Annotated in this window: 10 protein-coding genes; 3 read left to right on the top strand and 7 right to left on the bottom strand. The window is 56.2% G+C overall.

What is annotated here, in order from left to right:
* Positions 1 to 70 precede the first annotated feature (70 nt).
* Positions 71 to 1,738 (top strand): long-chain-fatty-acid--CoA ligase FadD, encoded by a 1,668-nt coding sequence (gene fadD / locus Q0796_RS07405; protein WP_298441603.1) that lies wholly within the window; start codon positions 71 to 73, stop codon positions 1,736 to 1,738.
* Between the two features lie 417 nt (positions 1,739 to 2,155).
* On the opposite strand, the gene Q0796_RS07400 is transcribed toward fadD, so the two are convergent.
* The 5 genes from Q0796_RS07400 to pabB all read right to left on the bottom strand — a co-directional run bounded on the left by Q0796_RS07400 (position 2,156) and on the right by pabB (position 6,433).
* Entirely contained in the window at positions 2,156 to 3,469 is a 1,314-nt protein-coding gene (locus Q0796_RS07400; protein WP_298441601.1) for a DUF3570 domain-containing protein, read from the bottom strand.
* A complete protein-coding gene (locus Q0796_RS07395) occupies positions 3,460 to 3,678 on the bottom strand; it encodes a DUF4266 domain-containing protein (RefSeq protein WP_298441776.1) in 219 nt (72 codons plus the stop codon). The genes Q0796_RS07400 and Q0796_RS07395 overlap by 10 nt, the downstream gene beginning before the upstream one ends.
* 32 nt (positions 3,679 to 3,710) lie before the next feature.
* Positions 3,711 to 4,319 carry a CoA pyrophosphatase gene (locus tag Q0796_RS07390; RefSeq protein ID WP_298441599.1) on the bottom strand — a complete coding sequence of 203 codons (609 nt, stop codon included), beginning with the start codon at positions 4,317 to 4,319 and terminating at the stop codon, positions 3,711 to 3,713.
* A gap of 157 nt (positions 4,320 to 4,476) precedes the next feature.
* Positions 4,477 to 4,950 (bottom strand): TlpA disulfide reductase family protein, encoded by a 474-nt coding sequence (locus tag Q0796_RS07385; RefSeq protein WP_298441596.1) that lies wholly within the window; start codon positions 4,948 to 4,950, stop codon positions 4,477 to 4,479.
* Positions 4,951 to 5,038: 88 nt separating this feature from the next.
* Entirely contained in the window at positions 5,039 to 6,433 is a 1,395-nt protein-coding gene (pabB, locus tag Q0796_RS07380) for an aminodeoxychorismate synthase component I (RefSeq protein ID WP_298441595.1), read from the bottom strand.
* 191 nt (positions 6,434 to 6,624) lie between these two features.
* Here pabB and Q0796_RS07375 point away from each other — a divergent pair, with 191 nt between their 5' ends.
* The gene (locus Q0796_RS07375) at positions 6,625 to 8,322 is read left to right on the top strand and encodes a methyl-accepting chemotaxis protein (protein ID WP_298441593.1); all 1,698 of its coding nucleotides are present in this window, start codon (positions 6,625 to 6,627) and stop codon (positions 8,320 to 8,322) included.
* Positions 8,323 to 8,448: 126 nt separating this feature from the next.
* Here Q0796_RS07375 and Q0796_RS07370 read toward each other — a convergent pair whose 3' ends face one another.
* Positions 8,449 to 10,230 (bottom strand): ABC transporter transmembrane domain-containing protein, encoded by a 1,782-nt coding sequence (locus tag Q0796_RS07370; RefSeq protein WP_298441592.1) that lies wholly within the window; start codon positions 10,228 to 10,230, stop codon positions 8,449 to 8,451.
* Positions 10,217 to 11,950 (bottom strand): ABC transporter transmembrane domain-containing protein, encoded by a 1,734-nt coding sequence (locus tag Q0796_RS07365; RefSeq protein ID WP_298441591.1) that lies wholly within the window; start codon positions 11,948 to 11,950, stop codon positions 10,217 to 10,219. Before Q0796_RS07365 ends, Q0796_RS07370 begins: the two co-directional genes overlap by 14 nt.
* 149 nt (positions 11,951 to 12,099) lie before the next feature.
* Here Q0796_RS07365 and folD point away from each other — a divergent pair, with 149 nt between their 5' ends.
* Positions 12,100 to 12,966 carry a bifunctional methylenetetrahydrofolate dehydrogenase/methenyltetrahydrofolate cyclohydrolase FolD gene (gene folD / locus Q0796_RS07360; protein WP_298441589.1) on the top strand — a complete coding sequence of 289 codons (867 nt, stop codon included), beginning with the start codon at positions 12,100 to 12,102 and terminating at the stop codon, positions 12,964 to 12,966.
* Positions 12,967 to 13,092 lie beyond the last annotated feature (126 nt).

Raw genomic sequence — 13,092 nt, 5'->3', positions numbered from 1 at the left:
AATCGTTCAAACGCTTGTTTAATACCGATAACAAAAATCAATGGCATGCCGATGCCGCTGAGGAGGCTAAATGGACTTTCCGTGGCTGAAAAGCTATCCCGCTGATGTACCTAGCGAGATCAACCCGAACCAGTTTAATTCGCTGGTCGATCTGTTAGAACAATGTGTGGCGGAGTACGGCGACAAGCCTGCCTTTTCAAACATGGATCAAGTGCTGAGCTACCGTGAGCTGGATCAGCAGTCCACCGCGTTTGCCGCCTATCTGCAACACCAGCTGGGGCTGAAAAAGGGCGATCGCGTTGCGCTGATGATGCCAAACCTGCTGCAGTACCCCGTGGCGCTGTTTGGCACCCTGCGTGCGGGCTTGGTGGTGGTGAACGTAAACCCACTGTATACCGCCCGCGAGCTTGAGCATCAGCTGAAAGATTCCGGCGCCAGCACCATTGTGATTGTGGCCAACTTTGCCAGCACCTTGGCCGAGGTGATTGAGCATACGCCGGTGAAGAACGTCATCTTGACCGAGCTTGGGGATCTGCTGAACTGGCCAAAGCGCAGCATCGTTAACTTTGTGGTTAAGTCCGTTAAGAAGATGGTGCCAGCGTTTAATCTGCCGCAAGCGATCCCGCTGCGACAGGTGTTGGCACAAGGCGCAAAGCTGCCGTACCAGCGACCGGAAGTGTGTGGCGACGACATCGCTTTCTTGCAGTACACCGGTGGCACCACGGGGGTATCGAAAGGCGCGGTGCTGATCCATCGCAATATGGTGGCCAACCTAGAGCAAGCCGCCGCCTTTATGGGCAAAGAGATCCTGGGCGAAAACGAAGTGGTGATCACCGCATTGCCGCTGTACCACATCTTTGCGCTTACCGCTAACTGCTTGATGTTCATGAAAATTGGTGGCTGTAACCTGCTGATCACCAACCCTCGCGACATGCCTGCCTTTGTGAAAACCCTGAAGAACAACCGCTTTACCGGCATTACTGGGGTTAACACCCTGTTTAATGGCCTGCTGAATACCCCGGGCTTTGATCAGGTGAATTTCTCGCAGTTGAAACTGTGTTTGGGCGGCGGCATGGCCGTGCAGCGCGCGGTTGCCGAGAAGTGGCAAGAGGTAACGGGCACCCGTTTGCTGGAAGGCTATGGCTTAACGGAATCGTCGCCTGCGGCGTCGTTCTCGCCGTACACCTCAACCGGCTTTGATGGCACCATCGGCTTGCCCCTGCCATCCACTCAGATGCGCTTGGTGGACGAGATTGGCAACCCAAGTGCGCCCGGTGAACGGGGCGAGATCCAAATTAAGGGGCCGCAGGTGATGGCCGGTTATTGGCAGCGCCCCGATGCGACCGCCGAAGTGCTGAAAGATGGCTGGCTCTCTACCGGCGACATTGGGGTTATGAGCGAAGAGGGCTACTTCACCATTGTTGATCGCAAGAAAGACATGATCTTGGTGTCGGGCTTTAACGTGTTCCCCAACGAGATTGAAGACGTGGTGGTGATGCACGATAAAGTGATTGAAGTGGCCGCCATTGGCGCACCGGACGAGAAAGCCGGCGAGGTGGTTAAGATTGTGGTGGTGCGTAAAGACGACAGCTTAACCAAAGAGGAGTTGGTGGCCCATTGTCGCGAACACCTAACCGGCTATAAGGTGCCGCGCCATGTTGAGTTTCGGGCTGAGTTGCCAAAGACCAACGTCGGTAAAATTTTGCGCCGTGCGTTGCGGGAATCCAGCGCCGCGTAATCGCGTTACGACCGCAGCACCGAGTTCAGCAAAACGCCCAGCCCTTTGGTTGGGCGTTTTTGTTTGTGCTTTATTTGATCTTTGGCGACATGGGCTGTCACGTTACGCCAAACAGCGGCTAACGTGACCTACGGCGATGGCGCAATGCCGCGCGGTTTGTCGATTAACGTAGGTGCGATTAGCCGCAGGCGTAATCGCACAAGAGTGATGGCATGGCGGTACCGTTGATGGTGTTGTGCGTGGATTGTCACGTTACGCCAAAGAGCGGCTAACGTGACCTACGGCTGTCGCGTTATATGCTCGCTTGCGAAAAATTGTTGGCATAAATACCGACCTACGGGGCTACGAGTATTGCGTTAGCTGCTTGATTCGTAGGTGCGATTAGCCGCAGGCGTAATCGCACGGGGGTGAAGAGAATTAATGAAAGCGATAACTGAACTGCAGCATCAGCGCGGTCACCTCTGGGGTTAAATCAACGCCCGCCAATTGACCCGGTTGATCGCTGCGGTTGCCGTTGGGTTGCTGCAGGTAATACTCCAATCGCCACGCCATTTCATCGCCGTTGGCGCGTGGCATGCCGTACTTTACACCGATGGTGTAGGTGGTCATTTTGGCTAAGCGGTAATCGGCGCTGACCGCATCGAGCCCGGTTGGCAATGGCTGGCCAGCCAACAGATAGGGCCGATAAAACTCCGCCGAACTTTGCTGGTAATAGCGCAGGTGCGGTTCAAGGTAGTGGCCGTTACTCAAACGGTAATCAACGCGGCCATCAACGGTGTGGGAGTCCACCTGCCAATCGTCGCTCATAAAGCGGTAACTGACATCCAACACCGGCCCACCTAAGTGGGTTTTGGTTTGCCAAAAGAAGGCGTGTTTGCGGCGGCTGTCTGGCCGTTGTTCATAACGGTGACTTTGCACGGTGCCGCTGCCATCCACCACGCTCACCAGTTTGAACGGATCGGTTAGGTAGCCACTGGCCTCAGCGTAGCTGTAATTAACCTGCATTACGGTGCTGCGGTTGATCACCTGAGTTAACCCCAGTGTGGCTTCAACAATGGTTTTGGTGTCGTTGCTGCCAGCGCGGGTGGCATCAAACGCCTGCTGAAACGCTTCGTCGGTGGCAAAGTCGCTGCGTTTTACCATGGCTGCTAACGCCACAGGCAAGCCGCCTTCGGGTTCGAAGGTATCGAAAAACACACTGCTGCCAAGGCGTACCGTGGTGTTCTTGTTGTTGAAGTGCCGCGCCAGCCCGCCATTTATTCCTAGCGATAAGTAGTCGTACTCTTTGCTAAGGTGGCCGCCAACATCGTACTGCCAGTAACGATTGATGTTGGCGGCCCAGCCCGCATTAAGCTGCACGCGGGTGTCTTTGAAGGTGTCGTCTAGGGGGGTAGCACCAGCGGCAACGGTGTAGCTGCCATTACCGGATGGGCGAGTAAAAGTTTGCGCTTGGGTTTGCTGCACGGCGCCGGTGGGAGACGCCCCGGTGAGCGAATCGATGGTGGCGCTGAGGCTTAAGGTGTTGTCGTCGCCATCGGTGCGGGTGGCCACCACCGCGCCTTCTAAGGCTTGAACCCGATCGTCGCCTTCGGCATAGGCCATCACCGCAGTATCAAACTGCCAGTCGTGATCGTCGCTGTCTTCAAACCAAGCGGCTTGAGCCGGTGCCACGGCGTTTAAGCTGGCGACCGCTAAGGCACCACTGATCGACTTAAAGGGCTTCAGTTGCATCCGCAACCTCCACCGGCATTACCACGGCCGCCGCTGCTGGCTTCTTTAGAGAAATAGATGTGGTCGTCAAAGCCTTTATCGATGGCATTGGCTTCCAGCGCCATGCGCGGATCCGCCAGCAGGTTGCGTTCCCACGGCTGTACCCCCAACGAGCTGCAACCACTTAAGCTGGTGGCTAAAACCAGTGCTACGGCAAGCGTTCGCATTATCGCGTCTTCCTTGTTGATTGAGCGGTTGTGACTTAGGCGCTGGCGCTCATTGGGTTGGCGGCTTGGCCATAGCCGAGGTGACGCACTAATTGTTCCATCATCGCGGCGGTCGCGCCCCAAACGTTGTGGGGCATAAAGTAGACCTGATGCAGGGCATCGTGGCGCTGTAGGCGCACAAAGCTGCGCTGCTGTGGATCCAGAAAATCCGCCAGTGGGGCGCGGAATAAGCGGGCGACTTCGCGGCTAGACAGCTGCGGTTCAAAGGGCTTGGTGACAATCGCCACCTGCGGCGACACCTTAAATTTGCTGATGGTATGAAAGGGCGCCAATTCGCCCACGTGGTGCAGGTGGCTGGCTGGCAGGCCGATCTCTTCCCAAGATTCGCGGGTGGCGGTGTGCCAAGGATCGGCATCGTTGGCGTCTACTTTGCCACCAGGAAAGGCCACTTCACCGGCGTGAGTGGGCATCTGACTGGTGCGCTCGGTGAGGAGGATCTGCAGCCCGGTGGGGCTGGGCTCTAAGGCGATCAACACCGCCGCATCGCGCAGCCGCGGGTGATTGCCAAAACGGCTTTGCAGTGGATCTTCCAGCGCGGGGCGCGGGTTGTAGAGAAAGCGGGTAAGAAATTCGTCCGTGGTCAAAATGCGATCCTGAAATACGCTCGGCACCACTGCGGTGCCGATAGTTGCACTGACTCTAATCTACTGCTTCGGGCGCGTGCCAAGCAAGCGACAAAGGTGGAATGGCAGCATCATCAACGCCGTGTTGCGACCGTTGCGGTGGCGCTAAGGGTTCGGGTTATTGCGGCTTCAGGTAGCTGGCGATCTCTGCAAACATTTGGTCTTGCTTACTTTTTCGAAAACCCACGTGCTTAGTTAAAATCTCACCTTTGTGGATCAAGTAGCTGGACGGCATGCCGCGCACCGCAAAGGCGGTGGCAATGTCGCCACTGGGATCGTAGTGAATGGCAAACTCGGCTGGGTGTTGTTGCAAGAAGGGTTTGGCGTCTTTGGGATCAACGTCGACATTGACGGCGATAACCACCAAGCCATCATCGCCCAGCTCGGCTTGCAGCTTATTCATAAAGGGGAAGCTGTAACGGCATGGGCCACACCAGCTGGCCCAGAAATCCACGTACACGTAGTTGTGCTCTGACAACTGCTGCAAACTGCTGGCGTTGTGCAGATCTAAGCTGAAATCGGGGGCGGTTTCGGCCTGTGCGCTGAGGCTGGTGATGGCGATAGCAAGGGTGAGTAACAACGGTTTTAACACGGTACGCTCCAATGTAATGGTGTTTCGCTTGGTGCGGGCTAGGCCCTAAAGGGATAGACCGGCAAGGCTGCCAACATATTGCTGCGGCTTACTGTAAGCGGGGCAGAATGCGGCTGAGTTTATCGAAAATCTCTTGGTGCTCTTCATCGCAAACGGAATCGGCAACGATGCCGCCACCGGCCCAGCAGTATAGCTGTCCTGCTTTGGCCACCAGCGAACGAATGGTGATGGAGGTGTCCATTTTGCCATTGACCGACACATAACCGATGGAGCCGCAATAGAGGCTACGCCGCTGGGGCTCCAACTCTTCGATGATCTCCATGGCGCGGATCTTCGGCGCGCCGGTAATCGAACCGCCGGGAAAGGCGGCGCGCAGCAGATCCGTGGCGCTGTGTTGTGGGGCTAAGGTGGCGGTAATGGTGCTAACCAAGTGGTGTACTGCTGGAAAACTTTCGATCTCAAACAGTTTGGGCACCCGCACCGTGCCTGCGGCGGCCACGCGGCCAATGTCGTTACGCAGCAGATCCACAATCATTAGGTTTTCCGCTTGATCCTTGCTGGCTTGGCGCAGCGCCTGAGCGTTGGCTTTATCTTCGCTGGGATCATTGCTGCGGGGGCGGGTGCCTTTAATTGGCTTGGTTTCAATTTGATCGCCATCGAGCTTTAAAAATCGCTCTGGCGACACCGACAATAAGGCGCAATCGGGCAAACGGATGAAGGCGGAAAAGGGCGCAAGGTTGCCTTGGCGCAGCCGCTGATAGGCTTGCCATTCGCTGCCCTGATAAGGGGCCTGAAACCGCTGAGTTAAGTTGATTTGGTAGCAATCGCCGCTGAGCAGATAAGCCTGCACTTGCTCGAATTGTTGTTGGTAGCGCTGGCGATCAATCTGATGTTGCCACGGCCCTTGCAGGGCAAAGTTGTGGTTGCTTGAAGGCTGCGCTTGCTGCCATTGCTGTTGCAGCCATTGCTGCCGCTGTTGCCATTGCGGCGCATCACCCACCACCGCCAATTGCACTTGCTGACTGTTGTGATCAAGCAGCAGCGCCCAGTCGTAGATCCCAACCGCCATTTCCGCTAAGCCGATGTCGTCGCTGGCGGTGGCGGGCAGCTGTTCAAAACGGCGGCCTAAATCGTAACTGAAGTGACCAGCGGCACCGCCGCAAAACGGCAGTTCGTTGCTGCCGACCACGGTGCCTAACAGCCGTTGCTGCCACTGCTGCAGCAGCAACATCGGATCTTCATCGCTTTCTATTACGTTGCCTTGGTGTTCAATTCGAGTGCGCTGACCATAAGTGGTGAGCGTCGCCAGCGGTTCGGCCACGATGATGTCGTAGCGGGCGTCCATGTGGCGTTCGGCTTGGGGATCTATGGCGGAGTCGAGCAGCATCGCCCACGGGCGCTGAGCCAAGGGGGCAAACAGCGAAAGTGGATCCACACTGAGCGGCAATGGGGCAACGGTAATCTTGGCGGCGCGGCAGGTCATGGCATTCTTTGAGCAACAAACGTGGCGTCAGGGTACCAGCAAGCGGGTAGGCAAAGAAGCCAAAAGGGCGCGTTTGCTGAGGATATAAACCGAAACTTCGGTTGTTATTTCAAACCACTGGCCTAACTTTTTAGAAGGTGAGCGGCAGGCACAGTGACGCCAGGCGCTGTGAATAACACAGGGAGTGTGGGATGTCGAAATGGGATGGCTTTACCATTAGTGGCAAGTTGCGCGTGATGGCGGTGTTGTATGCGTTGTTGATCTGCGCCATTGGCAGTGTGGCTTGGGTGCAGATGAATAAATTGGGGGCCGAGCTGCGAGCCATTGCCGAATCGGATGTGCCGATCACCAATGCGTTAACCGAGATCACCAAATCTCGCTTGAAGCAGTCGGTGTTGTTTGAGCGGTCGATTGGTTATGCCTATGCCGCCCGCAACGGTGATAACACGCAGACGCAGTTGCAGCAATTAGACCGAGAGTTTAAAGCGATATCGGTTGATGTTGAGCAGGAGTTTCAACGACTTGAACGGCTGATGGCCGAGGCATCGAACAGCCAAAATCAACAAAAAACGGTTGCAGAGATGGCGTTTTTTTCCACCCAAATGGAAGAGATCCATCAGCAACATCGGAATTTCCACCAAGGGGCCTTGCAGCTGCTGCAGCAGTTTAAGTTGGGGGATTTTAACGGCGGCATCGCCCAAGCTCCGGGATTAACCTTAATGGAGCAATCCGTTGATAACGCGCTGTTGACGGCGTTAGACAAGGTGCAGCAAACCACCTTAAGTGCAACCCAACAAGCGGAAAGAGACGAATATCATGCCCAACTGGTGATCAGCCTGGTTGTGCTTGTTGCGCTGGTGATGTGCATGTTGATGCCAATCTATTTGTCGAAAGTGATCACCAAACCGGTGTTAACTCTGCGCGATGGGCTGCGAGAGCTGGCCGTGGGTGGCCAAGATTTTGGGGTGCGATTGCACCTGAAAGGGCGTGATGAAGTGGCGCAATCGGCTCAGGCGTTTAATCAGTTGATGGACAAACTGTGTGTGCTGGTGGAACAGATCAGCAATACCTCGGAATCGTTAGCGTCGCAATCGCGCCAAAGCGCGGAAGTGATGACCACCACCTGCAGCAATGTGCAGGCGCAGCAACAGCAAACGCAAACGGCGGTGGATTCGGTGGCGGCCGTGACGAACAGCGTCGGCGAGGTGGCTCGCTCTACGGTGGAGGCGGCCAATTTGGGCAAAACCGTGCTGGATCAGGTGCGGATCAGCCAAGACGACGCCAAGAAGAACAGCTATATGATCAACAGCTTGAACGACGACATTGATCAAGCCTCGAAAGACATCACGTCGTTGGCAACGGAAACCGCGCGGATCAGCGACATTCTCAGTGCCATCCGCAGCATTGCCGATCAAACCAACTTGCTGGCACTGAATGCCGCCATTGAAGCGGCGCGGGCAGGGGAGTCTGGTAAAGGGTTTGCGGTGGTGGCCGACGAGGTGCGATCGCTGTCTGAGCACACCCAATCTTCAACCGAGGACATTCAACAGCTGCTGGAAACATTGCAGAAAGAGACCGCGCGGGTGGTTGAGAACATGACCCGTGGGCAAGAGATGGCGCTGGCGTGCATTCAGCAATCCACGACCACAGCCGCGCAGTTAGAGGTGGCCGTTGAATCGGTCGAAGGCATGGCGGCGCTTAACAGCCAAATTGCGGTGGCGGCAGAAGAGCAAACCGGGGTGATCAACCAGATCAACGACAACATGCTGACCATTGCGGACTATGCACAGCAAGCGGTTAAGGGCACCGACAGTACGTCACGGACGAACAGCGAAATCAGCAACGAACTGCATCAATTATCGCGGATGGTGGCGCAGCTTCGCGCCTAAGCGGCGCGAATGCCGCGCACCGCGTTGCGGGCAGTACGGCGGAAAGAACACGCAACGGCCAGCGCAGATGCGCTGGCCGTTGTGTTTTTTTTACGCTTAAGTTGAGGGCTGGGCTGGGCTGAAGGCTTAGGCGCTGGCTTGTGCCTGTTCAACCCGCGCGGCCTGTTGCTGCAACTGATACATGGCGCGGTAGGTGCCGCCATCCAATGCCATCAACTGCTGGTGAGTGCCTTGTTCGGTGATTTCACCCCCGTTCAACAACACAATTTCATCCGCGTGGCTGATGGTGCTTAGGCGGTGAGCCACGGCGATGATGGTGATCTCGCCGCGCAGTTTATTCAGCGCCTGCTGCACCACCTGTTCGGTTTCGCTGTCGACGTTGGCGGTGGCTTCGTCCAGCAGCAAGATCTTAGGCTTGGCCGCTAAGGCGCGGGCGATCACCAACTGCTGCCGTTGGCCGCTGGATAAACGCATGCCGCCTTCACCCAGTTCGGTGTGGTAGCCATCGTTCAGTTGAGTAATGGTGTGGTGCAGATCCGCCGCCCGCGCCGCTTGCTCTACTTGGATTTGGCTGAGGCCTCGGCCCATGTCGATGTTGGCAAAGACGGTGGACGCCAAGATGAACGGCTCTTGCGGGATCAAGCCAATGCCATGGCGTAGGGCTTGTTGGCTGTAGTCGTTGATGTCGCTGTCGCCAAGGTGCAATTGATCGGCGTCTACGGGGTAGAAGTCGAGCAGCAGGCTTAACAGGGTGCTTTTGCCTGATCCGGTATGGCCAACCACGGCGTAGAAGCTGCCATCGGCAATGGTTAAGTTCAGGTTTTTCAGTACCGGTTCGCCGCTGTGATAACCAAAGTTAAGCTGCTTTAGCGCAATGCTGCCGTTGGCCAACTGATCCTGCTTGGCGCCGTAGTGCTGCTGCTCTTCGTTCAGCAAGGTGGCGATGCGATCGCCGGCGGTCATCGCTTGTTGGTACAGGTTAAAACGCTGGGTGATCTCCGCCAGTGGCTCGGTAAAGCGCCCCATGTAGTTTAAGAAGGCGTACAACACGCCAATTTCGGCCACGCCACTGATAACTTGCTGACCAAAGACGTACAGCAACAGCACCGTGGTCATCACACTGAGGAACGAGATGGCGGGGCGCAGCAGGGCGCCACTGGCTTTAACGGTTTTCAGCCTTGCCAGATAGTAATCGTGGTTCAGGCGTTCAAAGCGCTGGCCGTAGCGTTCGCTTTGGTTGGTGGCTTGCAGCACGGTCATGCCGCCAATGGATTCATTCAAATTGGCGTTAATGTCTGAGCGCAGCGCTCGGCTTTCGGCCACCACTTTGCCGCTGATCTTCTGATACAGGTAGATGATCAGCAATACCGCTGGGATCAGCCCCAGCGCAATCAGCATCAATTTCAGATCAAGGATCGCCATGGCGATTAAGATCCCAATCAACAGCATCACGTTGCCGAGCACGTTGGATAAAAACTGCACGTACAGATCTTTAATCGCTTCGGAATCGTTGGTGATGCGGCTGACCAATTGTCCGGTGCGGGCGTGATCGAAGTAGCTCATTGGCAGGCGGATCACCCGTTCGAACACGCGCTTACGAATGTCGGTAACGGCCGCCAACGCCATGTTGGTGAAGTTTAGTGCTTGGCGGTAGCGCAGCCACGCGGAACTGAGCTGCAACAGCACATACAGCCCCAATAACGTCAGCAATGGCGCGGCGTCAAAGTTATTGAGCAGCAGATAATCATCGATGTAGATCTTGGCTAACATCGGCCCGGCAACGTCGCCGATGGTGGCCAGCAGTAAGATCCCTAGGGATTTATACAGCAGCGGTTTATCGGCTAATACGTAGCTGAACAGCAGATCGAAGGTGCTGCGTTGGCGCCCTTTGGCGTTAGTGGCTGACATGCAGTTGCGCCTCCATCTGTTGGTATTGCCACATGCGGCTATACCAGCCGTCGTGATCCAGCAGTTGCTGGTGGTTGCCGCGTTCGCTGATCTGGCCTTGGTTGATCACGATGATTTCGTCGGCGTCCATCAACGAGGACAGGCGGTGGCCAATGATGATGCGGCTTTGCTGCGCCGGTCGTTGGCGCAGGTGTGCCAAGATCTGTTGCTCGGTACTGGTGTCGACGGCGGAAAGCGCATCGTCAAGCAGCAGGATCGGGGCATCAATCAACAGCGCCCGGGCGATGGCCAAACGCTGCCGTTGGCCGCCGGACAGCGTTACCCCGCGTTCGCCCACTTCGGTGTGGTAGCCCTTTGGGAAGCGCAAAATGTCTTGTTCTACGGCGGCTAAGCGGGCGGCGTGGGCGATCTGTTCGTCGCTGGCGTCAGGACGGCCTAAAGCGATGTTGTCGCGGATGCTGGCGGAGAACAAAAACGGATCTTGCGGCACCACCGAGAAAGCACTTCGCAGTTGCGCGAGCGGATATTCGCTTAGGGGTTTGCCGTCCAGTTCAATGCCGTTGGCGTCAAATTGGCGCATTAAGAGCCGCAGTAGGGTGGTTTTACCCGCGCCCGTTGGGCCAGCAATGGCGACGGTTTTGCCCGGCGGCAGATCCAAATTAATGGCGCTTAAACTGGGGTGGTTATCTTCAGGGTAATGAAAGCTTAAGTCGCGGATGCGGATGGCGCTGCCGTGGCGTTCGCTGTGGCCATTATCGGCCACGGAATCGGGCACGCTGATCATCGCGGTTAGGCGATCATTGGCGGCGCTGCCACGCTCAATGATGTTCAACAACCACCCAAAGGCAAACATCGGCCAGATCAGCTGCCCCAGATACATCGAAAAACTGGTGAGCTGACCGATGGTGAGCTGCTGATTGATGATCAAGTAGGTGCCAAAACCTAAGGTGAGGGCGGTGGCCACGCTGAGGCTAATGAACACCGCGGGATCGTACATCGCTTCACTGCGCGCCACTAAATAGTTGCTGCGCGCGGTGTCGTTGGTGATGCGATCAAACTGTTGGCTTTCAATCTGCTCTCGTCCCATCGCTTTAACTAGGCGGATCCCGGCAATGGCTTGCTGGCTGCGCTCGTTCAGGTGGGAAAACTTCGTTAACGAATCTTTGAAGTGACGATGCAAGGTGTTGGAGATGCGGTAGAAGCTGTAGCCCATAAAAGGAAATGGCAACAGCGCCACCAGCGTTAAGCGCCAATCGATCACGCTGAGCATCATTGCGAGGATCAGCACGAAGGTTAGGAGGCCATCAAACCCCGCTAAGATCCCTTCGCCTGCGGCCATCTCGATGGCATCCACGTCGTTGGTGGCTTGAGCCATCAGATCGCCGGTGCTGTGGCGGCTAAAAAACGCCTGCCCCTGCTTGGTTAAGCGCGAGAAAAAGTGGTTTCGCAGATGGCTGCCGAGCCGATACGAGGCACTGAACAGCACCGTGCGCCAAGCAAAGCGCAGCCCATACAAGGCCAAGCCTATGCCCGCCAACAGGTACAAATTGGTGATGTCCCAATCGCCGTTGCTGCTGGCAAGCAGTTGATCCAAGGTTTGCCCCACGAGGTAGGGGACGCTCAGTTCCAGTAACGCCACCGCCACTAACATAACGAGGGCAAGCAGATAGGTGTTGGCGTGGCGCCGGAAAAACCAGCCAAGTTGAAGGTATAGGGACATGCGGCTCCTCATAGATTAGCCGCGCAGTTTACCATAGCTGTCGCAGTGGTTCAGGCTGTTAGGCGGCGATTACGTATCGCCGTTGACTAACATTTGCTAGGCTAACGGCCTTAAATTACAGGTTTTATTAAAGGCACGGTGGAGAACCAATGAGCGCAACATTGATTGATGGTAAGGCGTTATCACAGCAGCTGTTAACTGAGATTAAGCAGCAGGTCAGCGAGCTTACCGCCCAAGGGCAGGTACAGCCGGCCTTGGCCGTTGTGCTGGTGGGCGACGATCCGGCCAGTCAGGTCTATGTGCGTAATAAGCTTAAGCAGTGCCAACACACTGGCATTCGCAGTGTGGAGCACCGCCTTGGCGACGACACCAGTCAGGCGCAGCTGCTGGCGGTTATTGAGCAGTTGAATGGCGATGACAGCATCAATGGGATCTTGGTGCAGTTGCCGCTGCCCCAGCAGATTGATGAGCAAGCGGTGATCGCCGCCATTGATCCGCGCAAAGACGTTGATGGTTTTCATCCTTACAACATGGGGCTGCTGCTGAGCGGCAGCACCGATGCCTTTGTGCCCTGTACTCCGCTGGGCTGTTTGTTGATGCTGCAACAACAGCAAGTGGATCTGGTGGGCAAACACGTGGTGGTGGTGGGGCGCTCTAACATTGTTGGCAAACCGGCGGCGTTATTGGCGTTGCAGCAGCACTGCACCGTTACCATTGTGCATTCACGCACCCAGCAGATTGAAGCGTTGTGTCGCCAAGCCGACATCTTAATCGTGGCGGTAGGGCGCGCTGAGATGGTGGATGCCACTTGGGTGAAACCCGGCGCAGTGGTGTTGGATGTGGGCATTAACCGCATTGAGCGAGACGGCGCGGCCAAACTGGTGGGCGACGTTAATTTTGCTGCGGTGGCTGAACAGGCTGCGGCAATCACCCCAGTTCCTGGCGGCGTTGGCCCAATGACCATCGCCTGCTTACTGAAAAACACCTTGCAGGCGCATCAACAACAGCAGTCGTGATCGCGTCAGGCCGCGCCGATACAGTCAGCCGGAATGAAACCGCACGAATAAAAAAAGGCTGTGTACCAATTAGCTGTTGAACTTATTGTGCATGACCCGCTGCGGCATAAAGGTCATTGCCGGGAC

Origin of the sequence: uncultured Ferrimonas sp., assembly GCF_947489035.1 — a bacterium.
Taxonomy (GTDB): Bacteria; Pseudomonadota; Gammaproteobacteria; order Enterobacterales; family Shewanellaceae; genus Ferrimonas.
Note: the sequence above shows the minus strand (reverse complement) of the source record. Positions and strands in the feature narration are given on the sequence as shown.

Bases quoted from the DNA above. Each gene is read 5' to 3' on its own strand.
- Q0796_RS07370 (WP_298441592.1), bottom strand. From the start codon at position 10,230: ATGTCAGCCACTAACGCCAAAGGGCGCCAACGCAGCACCTTCGATCTG.
- pabB (WP_298441595.1), bottom strand. From the start codon at position 6,433: ATGACCTGCCGCGCCGCCAAGATTACCGTTGCCCCATTGCCGCTCAGT.
- Q0796_RS07400 (WP_298441601.1), bottom strand. From the start codon at position 3,469: ATGCAACTGAAGCCCTTTAAGTCGATCAGTGGTGCCTTAGCGGTCGCC.
- Q0796_RS07365 (WP_298441591.1), bottom strand. From the start codon at position 11,950: ATGTCCCTATACCTTCAACTTGGCTGGTTTTTCCGGCGCCACGCCAAC.
- Q0796_RS07375 (WP_298441593.1), top strand. From the start codon at position 6,625: ATGTCGAAATGGGATGGCTTTACCATTAGTGGCAAGTTGCGCGTGATG.
- fadD (WP_298441603.1), top strand. From the start codon at position 71: ATGGACTTTCCGTGGCTGAAAAGCTATCCCGCTGATGTACCTAGCGAG.
- folD (WP_298441589.1), top strand. From the start codon at position 12,100: ATGAGCGCAACATTGATTGATGGTAAGGCGTTATCACAGCAGCTGTTA.